Annotated in this window: 13 protein-coding genes, 1 pseudogene and 1 other annotated feature; of the genes and pseudogenes, 9 read left to right on the forward strand and 5 right to left on the reverse strand. The window is 35.1% G+C overall.

Annotation, left to right across the window (positions count from 1 at the left end):
* Nucleotides 1–204: 204 nt before the first annotated feature.
* Nucleotides 205–1,233 (reverse strand): IS701 family transposase, encoded by a 1,029-nt coding sequence (locus tag GTK57_RS00090; RefSeq protein ID WP_163120773.1) that lies wholly within the window; start codon nt 1,231–1,233, stop codon nt 205–207.
* 317 nt (nt 1,234–1,550) lie between these two features.
* Here GTK57_RS00090 and GTK57_RS00095 point away from each other — a divergent pair, with 317 nt between their 5' ends.
* From GTK57_RS00095 to GTK57_RS00125, 8 genes are all read left to right on the forward strand, one after another.
* The gene (locus GTK57_RS00095) at nt 1,551–3,170 is read left to right on the forward strand and encodes an oleate hydratase (protein ID WP_163120774.1); all 1,620 of its coding nucleotides are present in this window, start codon (nt 1,551–1,553) and stop codon (nt 3,168–3,170) included.
* A gap of 320 nt (nt 3,171–3,490) precedes the next feature.
* The gene (locus GTK57_RS00100) at nt 3,491–4,519 is read left to right on the forward strand and encodes an IS701 family transposase (RefSeq protein ID WP_082188993.1); all 1,029 of its coding nucleotides are present in this window, start codon (nt 3,491–3,493) and stop codon (nt 4,517–4,519) included.
* Between the two features lie 653 nt (nt 4,520–5,172).
* Nucleotides 5,173–6,135 carry an IS30 family transposase gene (locus tag GTK57_RS00105; RefSeq protein ID WP_005095842.1) on the forward strand — a complete coding sequence of 321 codons (963 nt, stop codon included), beginning with the start codon at nt 5,173–5,175 and terminating at the stop codon, nt 6,133–6,135.
* A gap of 66 nt (nt 6,136–6,201) precedes the next feature.
* Complete coding sequence (locus GTK57_RS00110; RefSeq protein WP_004776956.1) at nt 6,202–6,627, forward strand: hypothetical protein; 426 nt, start codon at nt 6,202–6,204, stop codon at nt 6,625–6,627.
* Nucleotides 6,628–7,058: 431 nt separating this feature from the next.
* Entirely contained in the window at nt 7,059–9,476 is a 2,418-nt protein-coding gene (locus tag GTK57_RS00115) for an Hsp70 family protein (protein WP_163120775.1), read from the forward strand.
* Between the two features lie 2 nt (nt 9,477–9,478).
* Complete coding sequence (locus tag GTK57_RS00120) at nt 9,479–10,645, forward strand: 3'-5' exonuclease (RefSeq protein WP_163120776.1); 1,167 nt, start codon at nt 9,479–9,481, stop codon at nt 10,643–10,645.
* Complete coding sequence (locus tag GTK57_RS14595; protein WP_228720267.1) at nt 10,645–11,232, forward strand: hypothetical protein; 588 nt, start codon at nt 10,645–10,647, stop codon at nt 11,230–11,232. The genes GTK57_RS00120 and GTK57_RS14595 overlap by 1 nt, the downstream gene beginning before the upstream one ends.
* 32 nt (nt 11,233–11,264) lie before the next feature.
* Nucleotides 11,265–12,449, forward strand: coding sequence for a hypothetical protein (locus GTK57_RS00125; protein WP_228720268.1), 1,185 nt, complete (start codon nt 11,265–11,267; stop codon nt 12,447–12,449).
* Nucleotides 12,450–12,648: 199 nt separating this feature from the next.
* Here the strand turns inward: GTK57_RS00125 and GTK57_RS00130 are convergent, their stop codons facing one another.
* From GTK57_RS00130 to zorA, 4 genes are all read right to left on the reverse strand, one after another.
* On the reverse strand, nt 12,649–15,852 hold the full coding sequence (locus tag GTK57_RS00130) for a DEAD/DEAH box helicase (protein WP_163120777.1): 3,204 nt from the start codon (nt 15,850–15,852) through the stop codon (nt 12,649–12,651).
* Nucleotides 15,853–15,872: 20 nt separating this feature from the next.
* Nucleotides 15,873–17,246 (reverse strand): EH signature domain-containing protein, encoded by a 1,374-nt coding sequence (locus tag GTK57_RS00135; protein ID WP_163120778.1) that lies wholly within the window; start codon nt 17,244–17,246, stop codon nt 15,873–15,875.
* Between the two features lie 100 nt (nt 17,247–17,346).
* Nucleotides 17,347–17,982 carry a flagellar motor protein MotB gene (locus GTK57_RS00140; protein ID WP_228720269.1) on the reverse strand — a complete coding sequence of 212 codons (636 nt, stop codon included), beginning with the start codon at nt 17,980–17,982 and terminating at the stop codon, nt 17,347–17,349.
* Nucleotides 17,983–18,000: 18 nt separating this feature from the next.
* On the reverse strand, nt 18,001–20,067 hold the full coding sequence (gene zorA, locus GTK57_RS00145) for an anti-phage ZorAB system protein ZorA (RefSeq protein ID WP_228720270.1): 2,067 nt from the start codon (nt 20,065–20,067) through the stop codon (nt 18,001–18,003).
* A gap of 319 nt (nt 20,068–20,386) precedes the next feature.
* Between zorA and GTK57_RS00150 the strand changes: the two are divergent.
* Nucleotides 20,387–21,635, forward strand: a pseudogene (locus GTK57_RS00150) (IS3 family transposase).
* Nucleotides 20,676–20,792, forward strand: a sequence feature (AL1L pseudoknot). Its footprint overlaps the pseudogene before it by 117 nt.
* Nucleotides 21,636–21,914: the final 279 nt, after the last annotated feature.

The following is a 21,914-nucleotide window of genomic DNA, read 5'->3' on the forward strand; positions in this document are numbered from 1 at the left end:
CTATCCCTTGTGGACTTAGAACAATTTAAGGAACAATTTCAAGCACATTTCCTACACAAATATCTTTCCATGAATCTACTGAAAAATTATTATTGTGACGCAGTGCACATTTCAACATCTTTATATCAAAATAAATGTATATTTTGAACATTTATTTTTTGTGTCAACTGTATCACTTTATAGTTTTATAGGACTTACGCACTATTATTTATAGATTCTCTGTGGTAGCAGATGATTTTTATCGAGAATAAAGTCATCAATGAAGTTTTTGATCATTGGTCTAAATAACTTCTTCTGCCAACGATATACATTTTCAAAGATCCGCTCAAACTGGTTCTTTTGTATCTCAACATAGGCCATCAAGGCTGAAAAAATATGATTCGAAATCAGTTTAGATCGTCTTACTTGAAACTTTTCAATATGACAAACCTGTTTAATCACTCGGTGATATTGTTCTATTTTCCAATGACTTGAATGTAATTCATGAAAACCCTCAAAGGACAATAAATCATCTTCATCTTGATGCACAATATAAAACCTCTGCTGTTCTTTTAACTGAGTCTTAAATAATTGTACAAAGCCAAAATCTTTGAGCCAGACCACTTGACCCTGATGGAAATTTGGCAATAAACGCAGTTGAAACCATTGTCCTTTTTCTGGGGAAACCTTACGGTTACAGTCGATACCAAACATAAATCGAATACCATGTTTTCTTATGGTTTTTAGATTTCCAGTCGATGAATACCAACTATCACCTGTAATAAATTGAATCTTTGCACCCCAACTGAGTACTTCACTTAACATATCCATAAAGTAATCATTCTTGGTTTTACCTTCAGATTTGTCATAAATTCGGAAATTAATTGGAATATTTTGACCATTTTGATCTGTCGCATACAAGGTAATGAGATTAATACCCTTGACGGATCGATGGTGTTTGCCTGACCAAAAATAGCTAACCAAGTCCATATGTTGACTATATGGTTTATCTAAAACAGTATCATCAATACTGACTATAAGTTTATTATTATCAATATGTTGAATTGCTTCTTGATATAGGTCGTGAGGTGTGTAGTCTTCACGTTCTAGAAAGCGATTTACACTATCATGCGAGATGTTATAAGTCTCGGCAAGTTGTGTGCAGCTAATAGAGTTCGGTTCTGTCATGAGAAAGCCCATATAAATGGGTAGAGTACAAGTTGCTGTAGAAGCATTTTTAATTCGTCTGATCACAGATACTTTATAAAGTATTTTAATACTTTTTTGAATCCGTCAATGCGTAAGTCCTAGGAAATTTAGCATAGGGCATAGTGAAAACAATACTAGAGCAATTACTCAACAATAAACTGCAACATCAGATATTTAGATCATATTCAATTTTAATAAAAAGACAAATGTGTATTAAAGATAGCCATCATGTGCTTATTTTTGATTACAAAATATAATGGGGGAATTGCTTCCCTTTTCATACATTTTTCATATATAAAAAGACATACTATTTTTAAGGTTTTTCTAAACCAATTTTTTTACTTCATAATTAAAGGTGAACCATGCAAAATAAGAAGCGCACCCCATTAGACGCGCAACAGTCCCATCTTTGGATTATTGGTGGTGGTATCGCAGGTATGGCTGCTGCTGCATTTGCAATCCGTGATGCCAAAGTCCCTGCCAAAAATATCCATATTTTAGAAGAACTCGATATTTCAGGTGGCTCAATGGATGGTGGAGATACTCCACATGCCGCGCAAGCTTGGGTGACACGTGGTGGGCGAATGCTGACCGATGAAACTTATTTGTGCCTATGGGACTTATTTTCCAGTATTCCATCTTTGGAAAATCCAGACATTTCCGTTCGTGAAGAATGTCGTGAGTTTAATGAAAAAGTGAAAACCCACGCCAATGCACGTTTAATTGATGCCGAACATGTCATTGCGGATGCAGCAAAGCTTGGTCTGAATACACTACATCGTGCACAGATGCTGCGCCTATTGGCTTCAAAAGAAGAAAAAATTGGTAGCCGCCGCATTGATGAGTTTTTTGATGAGGCCTTTTTTGAAACCAATTTCTGGCGCATGTGGCGCACCACTTTCGCTTTTCAAAAATGGCACAGTGCGGCAGAGTTAAGACGCTATTTCTTGCGTTTTATTCAAGAATTGCCACGCATTCATACCTTAGCGGGTGTGAAACGTACCAAGTACAACCAATATGACTCGATGATTCTGCCCCTACAGCGTTGGTTAGTCGCACAAGGCGTCGATGTGCGTTTTGGACACTATGTCACAGATGCAGACTTCATTACCAATGCTGAAACTCAAGAACGCTACGCTTCACGCCTATATGTACAATTGCCTGAAGGCTCAGAGCAAATTAATCTGAAAGCCAATGATTTAGCTATTTTCACTTTAGGCTCTATTACAGCAGACTCACGTTATGGCGGTAATCATGACGTGCCTGCCCTTATTCGTCATCGAGAAGATCATGGCTGGACGCTTTGGGAAACGCTGGCACAAAAAGCCCCAGACTTTGGCCGTCCAATGACTTTTTATGGCAATGTCGATGAACATAAGTGGGAGTCTTTCACTCTGACCATGAAAGATGACGTGCTACTTAAACGTATTATTGACTATACAGGCAATGAACCAGGCACAGGCGCACTCATGACTTGGTATGAGTCGGGTTGGCATTTATCCATCGTGGTTCCTGCACAGCCACACTTTGCCGACTTACCTGAAGGTTTATATACCTTATGGGGCTACGGTTTCCAAATTGACCATATAGGCGATTACATCAAAAAACCAATGTCCGAAGCCACGGGGCAAGAAATCCTAACAGAACTGATTAAACAGCTCGGTTTTGACGACATTTTAGATCATGTTTTGGCAACGACTGATGTTACTACCGCCATGATGCCATACGCCTCTGCCCTATTCGCCTGCCGTAAACCGGGGGATCGTCCACAGGTAATTCCACAAGGCTCACAAAACTTTGCTTTCCTTGGACAGTTTGTGGAAATTGAAGATGACGTGGTCTTTACTGTGGAATATTCAGTTCGTGGGGCGATGCTTGCCATTTATGAATTTTTGGGGGTGGAACGTGAAATCCCTGAAATTTACAACGGTCTACTTGATCCCAAAGTGGGTTTAAAAGCTTTAGAAACAGTGTTCCACTAAGTTTTTAATATATAGCGATAAGAGCACCTTTATGTCGCCACTATTACATAGTTTAATTTAAGCAACGTTTGGATACACGAGTGTGGCAGGGATGCCACACGTTATCCATCATAATAGGGATGTTATGTATGGGTAACAAAGGCTTTTGCTTTCTTTTGGCTTATCAAAAGTAAGGTTATTGCCTACGCAAACACCTTTTGTACTTTATTGAAATGTTGAGGCCGTGTACGCACCTAATTTTAAATTGGATAAAAAGAAAAATTATAGGACTTACGCATTGACGGATTCAAAAAAGTATTAAAATACTTTATAAAGTATCTGTGATCAGACGAATTAAAAATGCTTCTACAGCAACTTGTACTCTACCCATTTATATGGGCTTTCTCATGACAGAACCGAACTCTATTAGCTGCACACAACTTGCCGAGACTTATAACATCTCGCATGATAGTGTAAATCGCTTTCTAGAACGTGAAGACTACACACCTCACGACCTATATCAAGAAGCAATTCAACATATTGATAATAATAAACTTATAGTCAGTATTGATGATACTGTTTTAGATAAACCATATAGTCAGCATATGGACTTAGTTAGCTATTTTTGGTCAGGCAAACACCACCGATCCGTCAAGGGTATTAATCTCATTACCTTGTATGCGACAGATCAAAATGGTCAAAATATTCCAATTAATTTCCGAATTTATGACAAATCTGAAGGTAAAACCAAGAATGATTACTTTATGGATATGTTAAGTGAAGTACTCAGTTGGGGTGCAAAGATTCAATTTATTACAGGTGATAGTTGGTATTCATCGACTGGAAATCTAAAAACCATAAGAAAACATGGTATTCGATTTATGTTTGGTATCGACTGTAACCGTAAGGTTTCCCCAGAAAAAGGACAATGGTTTCAACTGCGTTTATTGCCAAATTTCCATCAGGGTCAAGTGGTCTGGCTCAAAGATTTTGGCTTTGTACAATTATTTAAGACTCAGTTAAAAGAACAGCAGAGGTTTTATATTGTGCATCAAGATGAAGATGATTTATTGTCCTTTGAGGGTTTTCATGAATTACATTCAAGTCATTGGAAAATAGAACAATATCACCGAGTGATTAAACAGGTTTGTCATATTGAAAAGTTTCAAGTAAGACGATCTAAACTGATTTCGAATCATATTTTTTCAGCCTTGATGGCCTATGTTGAGATACAAAAGAACCAGTTTGAGCGGATCTTTGAAAATGTATATCGTTGGCAGAAGAAGTTATTTAGACCAATGATCAAAAACTTCATTGATGACTTTATTCTCGATAAAAATCATCTGCTACCACAGAGAGTCTATAAATAACAGTGCGTAAGTCCTAACTCATTGGGATGCGTCATAGTATTGGTCGTTAGAAAACAATTATTGTGACCATTATTTCAATGAGTTATCTATTTTTGTCGTGTACAGAGCATTTTTTTATAACGTTCAGTATGATCAGTAAGCTCATTCATCCGAGCTTGGTTATATAAATCATCGTAAAATAATGTCATATGAAATTTGGCTTAGATAAAGATTCGATATCCAGCTACTTTCCATATTTTTCATCGTATTAACATGATTCAACTTATAACTGAATACTTAATTTATTATCACACCTAAAACCATAGGAAATGAGGTTTTACAGATGTTTCCATGTGCTAGTGTTTTTAGAATTTAGCTATATCGACCATTTTGATTAAGAGAATGTATTCTTCTCGTTCTAAAAAATTTAAGAAATCATAGATAATATTTTTTTATAAGATGACCAATTGGTTGTACGATAGATTTTAGGGGGCAGGTTTATGCATTTTGAAATTATATTACTGAATAAGCCTTCCATTCTAGGTTTATGAAACAAAGCCTTTTTTATATCGCAGATTCAAATCTCAAGTGCGACACATTTGTAGTTAGTTGAAAAAGTTAGGTGTATTCGTAGAATCATTGGACTTTTTCAACTCGCAATTGGAAAGCACACAATGAAGAAATACACCCAACTTTCTCAAGATGAAAGATACGAAATTTATGCTACTTTGAAAAGTAAAAGTTCAATCGCTAGCCTTGCTCGGGAGTTAGGGCGTTCACGATCAACCATCTACCGTGAATTAAAAAGAAATACTGGGCAACGTGGATATAGAGCTCAACAGGCAGCGAAATTTGCAAGTCAAAGACGGTACCGTCCTTCATCACCCATGACAGCATTTGCCTTCGCTTATATTGATTACTTGATTGGCTTGGACTGGTCACCAGAACAAATTTTAGGCGCTTTAACACAACGCGGTTGGCTGGATGTACCTTCACATGAGTGGATTTACCAGTACATTTATGAAGATAAATCAAAAGGCGGTAAACTCCACCTACATTTAAGGCATCAGAAGAAATATCGAAAACGAGGTTACAAAAACACGGATCGTAGGGGGCAAATCATTGATAAAACAAGTATTCATTGCCGAGACCAGGTCATTGATCAACGACAACGTTTAGGAGATTTCGAAGGTGACACTGTAATTGGTAAACATCATAAAGGTGCTTTATTAACTCTCGTTGATCGAAAGAGCCTGTACGTACATATTGTTCATTTAGGGCCAACGAGAGCATCCTCTCAAACGATTACTTGTGCATTAGATCGTTTACGGATGAGCCATGCTTATAGTGTTACTTTTGATAATGGTAAGGAATTTGCCGAACACAAAAGAATCACTGATGCCGGCATAGATACGTATTTTGCTGATCCTTACAAGTCTATTCAACGAGCAAGGAATGAAAATACGAATGGTTTAATCCGGCAATATCTGCCAAAATCATCATCGTTTGATGACGTGTCAAACGAACAAATAGAGCAGATAGAATTTGCACTCAACCATCGTCCTAGAAAAACACTAGGTTGGTATACGCCTAGTGAAGTTATGGCTGGTTTTTATACTGTTGCACTTGCCGCTTGAATCCGCCTATTAAATAAATATAATAAGATACTAAATATATTTTCAATTATATCAGATCTAGTGCATATGAACTTTTTAAAAAAATTAAAAGATAAAATACATGAATTAAGACAAGAAACAGAAAAATGGCCTGAACAAGCTCAAGCTCAAGTAGCTGAAAATAGGATAAAAAGCGAACAGTCTCTGATGAAAAAACGCTATGAATTTATGAACTTTTGGTTACAAACTAAAAATTTACCTCTGTACAAATCTATGGATATATTTTTGGAACAGTTTGAGGAAAAGCAAAAAGAATATCTTTTAATTAAAGAAGAGTTTATAAAAAAAAATAAAAATTCTTCTTTAACTCAGGAACAAAAAGATTTTTTTATAGATCATAATGATATTTGGCTACCATTTTTAGCTAGCCAGGATGGCCTTATTGAATTACATGATTGTATTATAAATGATTTTATTAAAAAATATAACATTAAAAAATCTGGTAACCATTAGAATGGTTTTTAATCAAAAAAGAAATAATGTTTAAGGAATTATAACTACAACAGCTGTTAAAAATATGTGACAGGCTGTACAGCTGTGATCACAGCAGAACGGCTTTGTTGCATAAATATATAAGACTATGATTTTATTTAATTTATTTTTGGATTGAAATTTAAACAAATCCTTAAAAATCAGTATCTTGAAGAATGTTTACGCAACAAAGCCAGATTGGTTCAATAAAAAGCGTGTACACAGTGCACTGGGTTATGTATCGCCTTTTGAGTTTGAAGCAATGTACTATGATAAGATTAACCCGTTAGGTCAGGTGGCCTAACTTAAATAAAAAAGTCTCCGACAAACCCGGTACGGTTCAGCTTACTATTGAATAAAACCTATAAGAAAAACATAATAGATTTATTCTCCTTCAAAAAACCTTAATTAAAATGCCTATAGAACATTCTTCCAATACAAATTGGCTTATTAATCAAAATTCAGAAAAAAACCAACTTCCTTCATATCCCAATAAGCTCTATATTGGTATTGATTTTGGCACATCCACAACAGTTGTAAGTCAGGTAGTCATTACTGAGAACTCCGTTGAAAAAGTAAAAACACTTACTCTTAATCAACCTGATGAATATGGTGCGACCATACGGCATCACCTAGTGAATACAGTACTTGCGTGGCGAAATAAAACTCTTATTTGGGGCCAAGATGCATATCGATTAAAATCGCTATTAACTGAAAGTCGCAATGTCTTTTCATCATTTAAAATGCGCTTAGGGTTAGCAATAGGTCCCACTTATCCATTGACCGCTCTATCTGAGAGCAAGGCTCAGCCTTATATCATTGAGACAGCAGAAGATGCTACTCAAGTTTTTTTTAGTAAGCTTTTAGAAAGTATTAAGAATGAAACTGGAAATTCAAATTTGGAAAATTACAAATTTGCTTTCTCCGTACCAGCCTCATTTGAAGCTAATCAAAGACGTAGTCTATTTAATAGCTTGGAAGAATGTGGGATTGTTCAGAATCAATGTTGTTTAATTGATGAGCCTAATGCCGCATTTTTAAGCTTTGTATATGATTGTACTAGAAATAATGCTACACATCCTTTTTTAGAAAAACTTAAGTCTAGACCAACAAACATACTAGTGTACGATTTTGGTGCAGGAACATGTGATGTGACAGTTCTTCAAGTTGATGCTTGCAACAACAAGTTTTCATCAAAAAATTTGGCAATTTCAAAATTTACGGCTCTAGGTGGCGATGACATCGATCGAGCAATTGCCAAAAATATACTATTACCTCAACTTTTAAGAGAGAACACACATTTCAAACCCGATTCAAGAGATATTTCAGAAATTGTCATCCCTGTTTTGCAAGCGACAGCAGAACAATTAAAAATAGCTGTTTGCAAATGGCTTAAACAAAAAAATATAAATCAATTTAGAAGCTTAGATCAATATTCCAGCGAAATTTTCACTTTACATTCTCTGGAAGGAATCAAAGTCAGAGACTCTAGATTAAATTTAACTAAACCGTCTATACGCCTTGATGAGTTTAAAATCATTATGGATGATTTTGTGGGGATGTATGATGGTATACACACACCAATGCATTTATCCTCTCCGATTGAAGATGCATTATCTAAAGCAAATATAGAACGTGAAGACATAGATGGTGTTCTTTTCATCGGAGGAAGTTGTCTTAACCCATTAGTGCAATCATGCGTAATGAATTACATGAATGAGTTTTCAGATGAAGTTGAAGCTATCTTACCTAAGGATGTAAGAGCTCATGTTTCTCTCGGAGCTGCAATTCATTCATTTAGCTATCATGGTCTAGGAATTGATTTTATTAGGCCTATTGTTTCAGAAGCTATATATATCATCACCTCTCATGAGCATTTGGAAACAATCATACCAGCATCAACTGAGGTTCCTACCCCAGAGCCATTCCATACTCAACTAATAGTCACTCGTGATGATCAAAACATTATCGATTTACCTATTTGCGTAGGAAGCAAAAATAAACTTTTAGGCATTTTGACTATAGAGACAGAAGATGATTATTTTAAGCAAGGAGCTATCGTTGATGTCTACGCCAATATTAATCATGAAAAACTTCTTAATGTTGAAGCTGTAATTGATGGTATAAAAGTAAACACCTCTATTCTAAATCCTCTAGCCAATAATACTTTAACAAAAGTGGAAGAACATATGCTTCGAGCAAAGCAAAAGTTTAATCAAGCACTTTTAGATTATAATGGTCGCCCTCCCGTAGATATTGCCGTTGAGTATGCCTCAGCCTGTTCAGAAGCGGGAGCATATGAACTAGCTGCAGATCTATACATCGCTATCGAACGCTTAGATCGTAATGCTAATCACGCTACTAACATTTGTTATAATTATGCTCGAGCCGGTAAATCACAAAAATCTAATGAATGGGCCGAAATTGCCTACAAACGCTCACCAAATGCTGTTAATGCGTTTAACATTGCTTGTAAGTCATACGGAGAAAAAGAGGAACTCTATCTTCGCAAAGCATTAGAACATGATCCAAATTTCACCTCCGCTTTATTAAAACTTGGTAAAATTCTTAAACTTCGAGCTGATAAAGAAGGCACTATTCTTTTAGAAAAAGCCCTCTTGTTACTTCAGGATGAAATATATACTAGCTCTGTACGTATCAGAGATTGTGATGACCTTATTGAAGTTTGTGACATACTTGAAGATTATGAACAGCTTAAATCTACAGCAACTGATATGAAGAAAAGAATAATCCATGAGAATAAAGAGATATATTCCTCTGAAAATTTAGTATCTAGTCTAAAACCAAATCTAGGCATGAAAGAGGGTTAATTATGGCTTGGTGGATTAAAAAGCAAAATTTGAGTGAAGAGCAACGCCAATACATTCTATCAATTAAAAACAATTTAAGTCATGTTCATTGGGTTCGAGGAGCTGCTGGTACTGGAAAAACAACAGTTTTAGCAGCTTTAACACAAGAACTTAAGCTTGAATACCCTAATGCTTCTTTTTGTTATTTGACATACACACACGCTCTTAAGGATTTAGCAATTAGTGCCTTTAAAGAAGAGAATGTGGAAGGTGTACACTTCCTTACACATACCAAATTTTTAAAAAATAATTGGCCATGCGATTTCGTGTTTCTTGATGAAGTTCAAGATATTTCTGCTGAAGATTTAAATACAATAAAGAAACTATCAACCCATTTAATTATTGCTGGTGATTGTGCCCAATCTATTTATGAACAATCGGCTACAGAAACAGAAATAATTTCAACGGTTAATCCATTCCAGCACGTATTAATGATTATTCATAGGCTTACAGAGTTTTTAGCTAAAATTGCTTTCAGCATTTTGCCGAATAATCATTTACTTAGTGGAAAACCAGGAAATACTTTGGCAAATACAACCGCTAGACTGATCCAATTCGAAAATCAAAATCAAGAATTCATTTGGACAGCGAAAGAAGCATTAAGTAGAGCTAGACCAGACAAGCCTAGTTGTATATTGCTATCACATCACAAAGATATTAGTTCGCTTATTCAAGTGATCGTCCAACATTTTTGTTCTAAAAATGCTGATGAATTGTTTGCATATCAAACAGGTAAAAGTGACCGATATGATTATAGACAAGTAAATGCTTATTTAAGAGACAATAACATAAACATCAGATACTTAGGCAATGACTTTGGTAATTTTAACGAGATGCCATCAAAGCCTATGGTATACCTTATGACATATCATAGCTCAAAAGGTCTAGATTTTGAGCAAGTCTTTATTCCACAATTAAATAGTAATAAAGATATTGTCAAACCATTTGTGTTGGAAAAAAATCCAGATTTAGATAAACGCTTGCTCTTTGTTGCAACCACACGAAGTCGTTGCAATCTATTTATGAGTTACCACACGTCTACTCCCCATAAACTAATTCAAAATCTTCCAAATATTACTCAAATTAAATATCAGCCTAATCAAGATGATGAGGATGAGGAGTTCTTTTAATGATCAATGGCCAATATATTGTACTTAGCTTTAAAGAATGGAATAACTGGATCGCTCAAGGCTTATTAAAAATACATAGTTCTAGGATCCAGCCTTATTTAAATACTCAGCAGAGTTTTTTTAATCTCATGAATACTGCGGCTGATATTACGCATTTAGATGATAATGAGTATATTCTTGCTAAACTATCTAAATCATATTCATCTTCTACTTATCAGTCTGAACATACTTTAGCTAGCTACATTAGCTTAGAAGCCGTGCAACAATTTTATGCATTAACGGAACGGGGTAAATTTGCATTAAAGCATAGTGCAAATAATCTACAGGTTAGTTTAGCAATAGATTTGGAGATAGAAAAATTTTGGGAAGCATATCGCTTAGATCAAAAAAAGATTTTAGAGCACGAGAAGGCACTAAAATTTACCAGACTTATATGGGACAATAAAATTCCCGAAGAGTCTTTACTTGATTTAATAAATAATAAAACTCTAAATGAATATTTCAACCCAGCAAAATATGAAATAACTCATCTAAAAAACAAGATGATAAATTTACAAATAGACTTTTTTCAGCTTTTTCACATTTAGAAAAGTATGAACAATCTAAAGCCTATGCCGGCATGTTCACTCGTTTATTGTTTAAACTCGAAGTTAATGATCCCGTTCTAATTGAAAAATATGAGGAAATCTCAAATTTATGTAGTTCAAAAGAAGATTATGCTTCTTTGAAAGAACAGCAGACTAAAGATGAGCTCACCTCAAAATTTTTATCTAATAAAATATTGAGAGAGAAAATTCTGACTGAATACATTCTTTTAGAGGCCCAAATTAAGCATCTACCACTACTTGCATTATCTGTCTACTTTCACTATGAAATGTTAATTAAACATAACTATTCAATAGATTTAAGTACATTGAAAAAAGACATCTACGATCTTAACTTCTTCTATGGACAGTCAGAATATTCAGAATATTCAGAATATTCAGAATACAAAAAATTGCCATATTTAGTTATATATACCATTGGTAAGCTATTACCAGATGAATTCATCAATACTTTATATTACTTTAAGTCAAAGGTATATCCATGCTTTCATCCTACAAACCAATTTGATTTAGAACGAGCCTTACCCGATATTACAGATGAAGAACAATATGAAACAATATTAAATCAGCTTAATGAAGAAATTTCTAAAAGTTGGATTGGCTTTAATACCGTCTTTAATTTACGATCAACCGAAATTACACCTTCAAAAAATATAGAAGAGACAAAAGCTTCACATCTTACTCAAGCCACAGGATCAACAAACATCACTCATCCATCAGAAAAGGATCTGGACACTCAGCCACAAATAGCACAGGTACCAGAAATAACCGATTTAAATACCCATTCTGAGGCACAGAGCAATCAACTAATAACTTCACCTATTGTAACAGCGGCTCAATCACCATCAGTCGATCAGCAACCACCTATGTCAGCACAACAACCTGAGCAAATCAGTTTAATTGTAGAACATCAGGTAAATGAGGAATCTCTACCAGTGTCAGCAGCTGATGAGACAATGGCTAAGCCACAAAATTCGCTTATTGAGTATTTAATACGATTTTTTAATGACCCAGAAATTCAAGATCTTAAATCTTTGATAGAAATGTTGAAAAAAGATTCCAAATTTAATGACATCACCACTCAAGGCAAATTAAGAGAACGATTAGTTACCGAAGGTATTCTAAATCCACAGGATGCACCTAAAAATGGAGACAAACTTTTTAATTACATGAAAAGAGAAATAGCTAAAAAGTCTTAGTTTTAACTGTGTGTTTCATTCTTCGGTACCCACTATAATTTTCTGAGAGATCAATCAATATATGAACTAAAGATTACTACTGTAATCTTTAGTTAGTTGAATAATATGAAATAATTCTAAAATTGTATTTCGCATAATAAGTATAAAAACCATGAGAATCCATATCTTTACTCTAGACAAATTTATTTAGGATTAACCTTTAAATTAATTTGATTAATTCACGACCTAGATCCATATTTGGTTTTAACATATCATCAGCTAATTCTCTTTTACTTGATAAAAGTCGATCCAACTTTACTTCGAAAGTCTTGAATTCGTCCGTTACAACTGTTGGATAGTAAACAAAAACTTCTTTATCTTGCCCAATACGATATGCACGGTCAGTCGCTTGATCTTCCTTAGCTGGATTCCAACTACGTGTATAATGAATGACATGATTAGCACGTTGAATGTTAACACCAAACCCTACTGCTGTAGTGGACAAGATAATGATATTAAATCCTAATTTTTCTTGAAATTTATCAATCAAGTTTTGCCGTGTTAAGCCTTTTTTACTGCTCGTATTTGAATCACCATTGACCGTTGTAACGTTTAAGCCGAATCTTTCCAGAAGAATTCGTTTAAGAAATACTTGAATGTCTCTAAATTCAGTAAAAATAATGACTTTTTCATTTTTTTGCTTGATAGATTCTAAAGTTTTGATTAACCAACTTACTTTTGGAGAATCATTTAAAGTAGCACTTGGCTGAAACTGTAATGGATGAGCACAGATCATTCTCATACTATGCAAAGAAGTTAACATCGCTCCCTGATTACCTTCTGCAGACAATTTTTTAAAGCGGTTAACCACATCAATATATAATTGTCTTTGCAATAATGAAATTTCAATATTTTTACAGTGATCTACCTCAGTTTTAGCGGGTAAATCTGCGACATCATGTTTCATTCTTCGTAAGACTTGAGGGGCTATCAACTCACGAAGCTTTAATAGTGCTGCTTCATCATTATTTTCAGCATTTTCTATAGGTTTTCGATAACTTTTACCAAACTCATTTAAAGGACCTAATAAGTTTTCTTGAATGAAATCGAATAAGCACCAAAGATCGGTTAAAGAGTTCTCTACTGGAGTACCTGTACATGCAATTTTAAAATCTGCTTTTTGAGCTTTTGCAGCCTTTGTCACCATTGCTGTAGGAACTTTAATTTTTTGTGCTTCATCACAAATCATTATACTCCAGTCTTCTCTAGCTAAAGAAAATTCAAGATCACGCATCGTCTCGTAGGTTGTTAAAACAATATCAGCATCACCACGCCAATCGTCCTCTAAAAGGTGTGTAATACCATGATTTTCTCTTAACTGTGCTGAAATCAAATGCTTGGGGATTTTTCTATCTTTTAAGTTATCACCATATAAACTTAATATTTTGGCAAATTTACCACTAAAGAATCGATTTGCTTCGGCTTCCCAATTCTCTAACAGTGAAACTGGAGCCACAATTAACACTGGTTTCTTATCTTCAGCATTTTCAAGATACTCACCAATAAAACATAAGAGCTGAAGTGTTTTACCTAAGCCCATATCGTCAGCTAAAAGACATCCACTGACTTGTTCTGGCGCATACTGGTGCAGATTCTGCAACCATGCAATTCCATATTCTTGATGCTGCTTTAAGCTAAATTCTTGGTTTCTAAAACTAGCGGGCAATTTAGCTGATGGAGGATTATTCTCATCAAAAAGTAAGCGATTTACTCGCTGTTTTGTAAATTCAGCTTCATCAATATTATTCGCAATTAATAATGTATCTTTTTTCTTTTTCTGTGAATTAGCGTTAGATTCTTCTAATATCTCTTTGGGCTCTTCTTTCTTGGAAGCATATAAACGGTCTAGTAAATTTTTGGCATCATCTAATGACACTTCTTTATCTGCATATGGAATTTCAACTTCATCTTGACTGTTTTGCTCTGCTTGCTTAATCCGCTGCTCAAGTAATTCAATGGTTTCATCAAAATTTTCATCTTGCAGTTGCTGCTCTAACTCCATTAAATGTTGTGGCAACCATTCAGATTCACCGCTATCTCTTTTAATAAATTCAGAGTTCAGCTTTTCTGCTTCACCAATACCAATAACACGACCGCTATAATTCGATAAATCCAATACTTTTTGAGCTTGTAGTTCATCTTGATATTTTTGAATTTGATTTAGGTCATTTTTTAATTCTTCAATTTGATCATCTAAATAGCTACTTCGGTCAATTTCATATCCTGCCCATATAAAAATAGGGGATTTTTTCTCATATGCTTGAATAAAATAAGAAGTCTGATCCATATTATATAGTTCTAGGAAAATTGGATTTTGTTCTCTTTCAGAATTCTCTTGTAGCTCTAATTTCGCAGAAACATAATGATTTAACTCATCATAATTTTTTTCTATTTGTAAAGTATAAGTATGAATTTCTGCTTGCTGCTTGGACTCCTCAAAACTCTCAGGTGAAATAACTTCAATTGCATCATCACCTAGTTGAGCAAATGGATTATGTAAAAATGCGTGCGCGCTCTCACCAGAAATACGTCTGTTCGGCATTTTTTTAATTTCATTCAGAACTTGCTTCACTTGAGGTTCAATCACTACATGTGCAATTCCACCATCAGCTAAGCTAATACTGTACTGATCTTGAACATTATTATATTGATCAAACGTCTTCAGCCAATTTGATGGAGCTTCATCAAATTCAGGCTGAATCTCTACAACAGATTCCTGACTAATCAAATTTTTTCGAAGATTTAACTGTAGTTTCTCAGGTGCTAAAACTACTGTCTTTCGTAAAAAATCATCTAAATTTGCATTAGACTTATTGGCCAATTTTCTGATATTCGCCCAATATTTCTGGTTCTGTTTCGTATCTTTATTCTCTATACGTGAAAACTCTTTTAATTTTTCGACAAGTTGAAAACTTGATTCACTCAATAAATGTTCTGTGCCATCAATAGTTAAAATAGCTCCAACTCGCTGAATAGAACTTTTAACCTTAATATTATTTTCGTTCAACCAACCATCTAAAATTATTTTGAAATCTGGGTCACTTAACCCTCCTTCACTTCTAATTATTGGACGAAAAGAAGTCTGTGTTGGAAAGTTTAGTAAATGAATTACATTTTCATGTTCTGAATCTTGCTGAAGTTGAAAAAACTCTTCCCAAGGCAACACAAAGTGGTCATCCATAAGGTATGCAAGCTCTTCCTCTTCCAAGCTTTCCCAATAGAAATCAGCATCTGTTTTAGCATTTTTTGTATGTGAGTAAACTACACCTACTTCATCATACGTAAAAGATTTGGAATTTAATTGAATAGATTCTTCTCTTACAGATTCAGTACTCTTTTTTCTTTTCCAAAATGCTAGTTTCATTTAAATATACCTTTCAAAAATTAGTCTGGATAAATTCCCAGACCTTTTAATCTATTGTCGAAGGAGTTCTCCCAAGCACCGTTATGTGATAAATAAAAATCAGCCTTTGCCGTAGATTTTAAATCTGTAATATTGACGACTTGAAGATCTGATTTAAAAGATTTGTAAGGTAGCTTTCTATAAAAATAAGTAGCATTATTTAGTTCAGAGAACTCAACTATATAATAACCACCAATCTTTATCATAAATGCATTGGCTGCTGAACTCTTACCAATAATTCGCTTGAATCTTCCTTGGTTTTTCCTCTTGAATTCCTCTTGCTGTCTAGTTGCACGAAAGATTGCATCTTCATTCAAAAATATTTCAGAGAGAGAAACTTGTTTAATAAAACGCATCCAATAATTAAATCTGCGTGTTTCTGCACCATAGCTAAAGACTTTAAAAAATGCTTCTAAATCAGCTCTAACAAACCACTGGATAACCATACGTTTTGTTTCAGAATTTACATTATTCCATCCCGCAGAAGAATCATATTGTGGATTCCCCCACTGATTTAAGGCTAAATGCTTCAAAACTTCATTTACTATTTCCCGCTTAGAAGTCCTAGCGTATCGTTCTAACAACGCAATAAGAATATCAGTGGTGTACAAAACATTTTGTTCAGCTAAGTCTATAAATCGGGGAATAATTTTCAAATAATCCTGCTCATTCATATCTTTAATAGATTGAATAGAAGACTTAATTAAATTATCCCAAAACCAGCTATTAGGAGCCATCTTTAAGCTTTCTAATTCATTTGCAATACTACTTGCATCTTTGTCTTCTAAAAATCTTTTAACAAATGATTTTGTTGGTGAATTAGATAAAATTTCCGAATAATCAACAAGGGTATTCATCCATTTTTTAGGACGTTTTAATTCTCTATAAACACCAGACCTATTTGTATTCAATATATCTCTCAATTGAACCCAAATTGCTGGCTTACTTTTTACATCTTCATTTTCTAAAGCAAAATAGCTGTACAACAATGGAAAATAAACGAGTCCAATAAGGTCCATCTCTGATTGTTGAAAGTGCTGGATAATCCTTTTACCAATATCACTAAAGATAAGTTTTTCTTGTGCACCTGGTAGTATTTTGCTTAATGCCCAAGCCAAATTTTTCCAATCTCTTCGTGTGAGGTGCCCAAAACCAGAGCTTTCTAATTTAGAAATTGACCTAAAAATTTTTTCATCTAAAGGAAGGCTATTTTCTAAATCATCAAACTTCTGATCAAGCACAGAAAGTGTTTTGAGCAGTCGTTGAGGCTTTATAAATTTCGCATTTGTAACATCTACAACTGAATGACCACTTAATTTTTCCTCCAAACGACGTTTCAAGTTCGCTATGCTCATAGATATCACCGCGTCAATTGGCATGTTTCAATCGGCGCTGAAACAAAATGAGGTTGAGGCTCTGCACTTTCTTTTTCTTTTAAGCCATAAAACTGCATTCTCAATTCAACACGGCGAGATGCTTCCTTACTATCTTTAGCCGAGTTAAAAGACACCCCCCCGCCAAGAATAATTGCTTAACCTGGTTTTTTTGCTGTTCAGTTAAAGTTAGGCCTGAACTAAATTTAGGATCAAGTAAACTACACATCACCCATTCTGAACGACGCAAACTCAAGTTTAAATTATATAGATATGAACCATCTGTATCTGTAAAGCCTTCAATCACTATTTGCTTAAACCATTTTTCACCTTGTGGGTTATTTGCTTCTTCAAGAATAATTGGCACAATAGTATTTAGACGATTACGACCCACCTCATTTAAACGATAATCATTATGTGAAAAACGACCAGCTTCACCAAAATTAATGCGGTTATTTTTACAATCAACTTCAATGCCTGCATCTTTCAATTTGACACTGTGCTTGATACTCTGACAAATATTTAAAATTTCTGCACTTCTTTGATCTTCAGCTTGAGTAGCCTCATTAATCTTTTTAGTGACGATCATGAGTGATACAGCCATAACAACGAGAAATAAAGTCATTAATGCTGTCATTAAGTCCGCAAAAGAAATCCAAAAAGGTTTTTCACCTTCATCTTTAGGACGTGCCTTTTTAGAGTACCGATTACCTAGCATTGCTCATGTACTCCAGACTTAGTTTTTCTTTTGTCTAACGATATCTTCAAGATCTTCAACAAAGCTACCTAAGCCTTCTACACCACTTGAAAGACGCTTAACTGCTTGGTCAAGCGTATTATCATATATACCTAAAGAATGGTTCAGACTCGTCTCAACCGATGCCCCGAAGCTATCAAAACTCTTCACCAACACATCACTGACTTGTTCAAGATAGTCTTGCATCTCTTTTTTTACTTGATTCAATGCTGTTGTCATTTGATTCATATCCTCAAGCATTTTAGTATTCATACCGGCTTCAGATTGCGCTTGTTTAATCAGCCCCTCAAGCGTACTGATCGCCTTATTAACGCTATCCTGAGAATTTTTATAATCACTCAATAACGAAATAAGATTATTGCTTGCACTAGTCAGATGAGTAGATGTAGTGGTTACTTCTGAGATCAATTGTGATGTTTTATCTGTGACACTAATAAGTGAAGTACCAGCTATATTAAATTGTTCCGAAGCTATACGCATTTTTTCTGCGCCGTTGTTCATTCCTGTAATACTATCAGTCGTCACCTGAGTGAGCTTTTGAATATTGTTTTTATAAGATTCAACTGCATTTTGACTATGCACGATTAATTCTTTGATCTCTACCCCAAGACTATCAATTAGGATTGAAGATTGTTCATGTAACTTATGCTGATTATCCGCAATTGTACGATCTTGCTCTATACGCTGTTTAGCAATATCCGCCATCACACCCGACATAGTTCCGCCCATATGTCCAATCAGCTCAGAAACTTTCCCATTTAATTGTTCAATCGCATATTGTCCCTGTTCTCCAATTTTTTCTGCACCCTTAGACAAGTGTTCGACCATTGAATTCATTTGATCGGACATCGCATTTTGCTTTTGCTGAATATCCTCAATCATTTTAGACATTTGGTTTTCTAAGCTTTTTGTCGAATTTTCACTATTCACTTTCATATCAGTAATTAATTGAGTGAATCCTAATTGCATCTCTCTCATTGCAGATACTGATTGAGTCATCATCTCACTCATACCATTCATTTGAGTACCAAATGTTGATTCTAGTTTGGTCATAAATGCAGTGAGTACATCTGTCATTAACTCTTGGACAGCAGAACTTTGATCACCACTGACCTGCTGTACACTTGACGCAATTTTCTCTAATGGTGCTTGTAAATTATCGGAAATAGACTGACCTATTTGATCAGCCATATCTTTGCTTGTTTTGGCATAGCTATCAGTTAATTGTGATGTAAAAGCCATTTGATTCTTTTTATTTTCATCAACCAAGTTAGTCATCATTACTTTTAGTTCATTGACTAAACTATCTTTCAACTGACGTGCATTCGTTTCATTTGCTTGCGATGATTTCAGTAATTTCGCTAAATATTCCTCACCGGTATCATCAGATTCAAAGAAATCATCTATCTCTGTTGTTAACATTTCCAACTGAGCATAACACTGTCTTAACCACGATTTCTCACGCCATGTAATTAACATTGCTGTAGCAATAGCCAATGCAGATGCCATAAAGGCTTCACTCACACCACCTAAGAGTAATCCAAGACTATCTTGCACTTTTTCAGGATTACCTGCTGGATCAAAAGCTAATAATCCGCACAGTAAGCCTGCAAATGTAGCAATAATGCCGACACCCGTGATAATCCCGGGAAGATGTTTATAAAATTCAACTCTTAGTGGAGTATCAACAATAACCGATTGCGAGAAAAAAATATCACTCGATATAGTCGCACGAGATGCTTTTAAAACATCTGCGCCATCGACAACTTCATAGCTATCATGGAAAGAATGTTTGTAATTTAACCATGCATGTTTTAATGGAATACTATTTTCAAAAACATGATCTAAAGCATGAGTATTAACATTAGGTTGCTGTTCAACTTTCTTTAAAGCTTTTATGGCATCGCCTAATTGAGTATCAAGCTGTTTTGCTGGTTTAATATATTTTATGTAGAACCTATAGCTAATTACAGCGACAAATATTCCCATAAGACCTGGGATAATAAAATAACTTTGCAAAAATGCTACAATAGCTAAAAAATTCACAACCGTTCCCCTTCAACTATTATAAAGTTGATTTTTATTAAATAATTATGTGCAATATATCACAAATTACAAACCTAGCTCACAATCAAAGAAAGGCAAGTAAATGCATTGTTTTTCAAAAATTTAAAAATAATATAGTTAAAAATTTTTCTAAAAAAGTGGCGGCTATTCACTTTATCCTTTAAAACAAATTTTCCACCATTACCCATTGAGTACTCAAAATTGTACTTAATGAGTGTTTATGTTGGGTTAGGTACAAAATATTGCACTGAACCGTACCGGGTTTGTCGGAGAGTTAATATTCTGAGAGACTATCCCGATGACAAAATTAAAATATACCCCTGAAATCAGAGAAAGAGCGGTTCAATTATTGATTGAATCTGAAAAAGATTATCCATCGAATTGGGCTGCGATCACCGCTATTGCTCCCTGAGCAGTATACTGCGCAAGGGTTGTACTCCTGAAACACTACGTGCCTGGCATCAAAAGTATTTGAATCAACAGAATCCAATCAAAGTACAGCAGCTTTCAGACCAAGAACGTATCAAACAACTCGAACGCGAAAATAAAGAACTGCAACGCGCCAATGAGATTCTACGCAAAGCAGCCGCTTTTTTCGCCCAGGCGGAGCTCGACCGCCCACACAAATAATGGTGGATTTTATCCATAATAATAAAGAGCTGTACGGAGTCGAGGCGATTTGTAGAATTTTACCAATCGCACCTTCAACCTATTACCGCACTCTAGATCTCTGCGATGAGAAGCATTGCTTCGCAAGGGAACATCGAGCAAAGCGAGATTTACATGACTTGCATCATGCTGAGGAGATTAAACGAATTTGGAAGGAAAGTTCAGGTCGGTATGGTGTACGTAAAGTCTGGCAAAAACTGAAACGTGAAGGCTATATTATTGCGCGCTGTACAGTTGCTCGATTGATGCAAAAACTAGGTATACAAGGTGTTTGGCGTGGTAAGAATAAACAAACTACCCGTAGCCGAGATGATCAAAAACGAGCAGATGACTTGGTGAAACGCAATTTTAGTGCTGATCAGCCTGACCAGCTGTGGGTCGCTGACTTCACGTATATTCAAACAAATTCAGGCTGGGTCTATACCGCCTTTATTATTGATGTGTTCTCACGAGCAATTGTTGGATGGAAAGTATCAACACGTATGAATACAAACATGGTGCTCGATGCACTGGAGCAAGCATTGCATGATCGAGGCATGCCAAAGAACGTGATTCATCATAGTGACAGAGGCGTGCAATATCTTTCCATTCGTTATACCAATCGTTTAGAAGCAGCAAATTTACGAGCATCAGTCGGTACAACTGGTGATTCATACGATAATGCTCTGGCTGAAACGATGAATGGCTTATACAAAACAGAGGTGATTGAATATCTAAAAGCAGATTGGCAAGGTTTAGCAGATGTACAACTTGCGACACTAAACTGGGTAGATTGGTTCAATAAAAAGCGTGTACACAGTGCACTGGGTTATGTATCGCCTTTTGAGTTTGAAGCAATGTACTATGATAAGATTAACCCGTTAGGTCAGGTGGCCTAACTTAAATAAAAAAAGTCTCCGACAAACCCGGTACGGTTCATACCGATTCAGTATTTTCCCACGAATTTTATCGTAAAAATTCACAATGAATTGATCCAGAAAAGGTATCATTTGCACCACACTACGTGTCACAAAATAATGACCTAGTTGATAATTGAGCCACGCAATAACACCAATACAAAATAGAAAAAAGATACAAGGAAGTATCCAAACTCTTGGATAACGCTCCAAAACCATCAGGAATGTATAAAACTCCCCTTGTATCCAACTCCACATATA

The sequence above is a fragment of the Acinetobacter portensis genome (assembly GCF_010646905.1).
Classification (GTDB): domain Bacteria; phylum Pseudomonadota; class Gammaproteobacteria; order Pseudomonadales; family Moraxellaceae; genus Acinetobacter; species Acinetobacter portensis.

Excerpts from the sequence above, each read along its gene's own strand:
- GTK57_RS00095 (WP_163120774.1), top strand. The coding sequence starts at position 1,551 with ATGCAAAATAAGAAGCGCACCCCATTAGACGCGCAACAGTCCCATCTT.
- GTK57_RS00105 (WP_005095842.1), top strand. The coding sequence starts at position 5,173 with ATGAAGAAATACACCCAACTTTCTCAAGATGAAAGATACGAAATTTAT.
- GTK57_RS00110 (WP_004776956.1), top strand. The coding sequence starts at position 6,202 with ATGAACTTTTTAAAAAAATTAAAAGATAAAATACATGAATTAAGACAA.
- GTK57_RS00115 (WP_163120775.1), top strand. The coding sequence starts at position 7,059 with ATGCCTATAGAACATTCTTCCAATACAAATTGGCTTATTAATCAAAAT.
- GTK57_RS00120 (WP_163120776.1), top strand. The coding sequence starts at position 9,479 with ATGGCTTGGTGGATTAAAAAGCAAAATTTGAGTGAAGAGCAACGCCAA.
- GTK57_RS14595 (WP_228720267.1), top strand. The coding sequence starts at position 10,645 with ATGATCAATGGCCAATATATTGTACTTAGCTTTAAAGAATGGAATAAC.
- GTK57_RS00125 (WP_228720268.1), top strand. The coding sequence starts at position 11,265 with ATGTTCACTCGTTTATTGTTTAAACTCGAAGTTAATGATCCCGTTCTA.
- GTK57_RS00130 (WP_163120777.1), bottom strand. The coding sequence starts at position 15,852 with ATGAAACTAGCATTTTGGAAAAGAAAAAAGAGTACTGAATCTGTAAGA.
- GTK57_RS00135 (WP_163120778.1), bottom strand. The coding sequence starts at position 17,246 with ATGAGCATAGCGAACTTGAAACGTCGTTTGGAGGAAAAATTAAGTGGT.
- GTK57_RS00140 (WP_228720269.1), bottom strand. The coding sequence starts at position 17,982 with ATGCTAGGTAATCGGTACTCTAAAAAGGCACGTCCTAAAGATGAAGGT.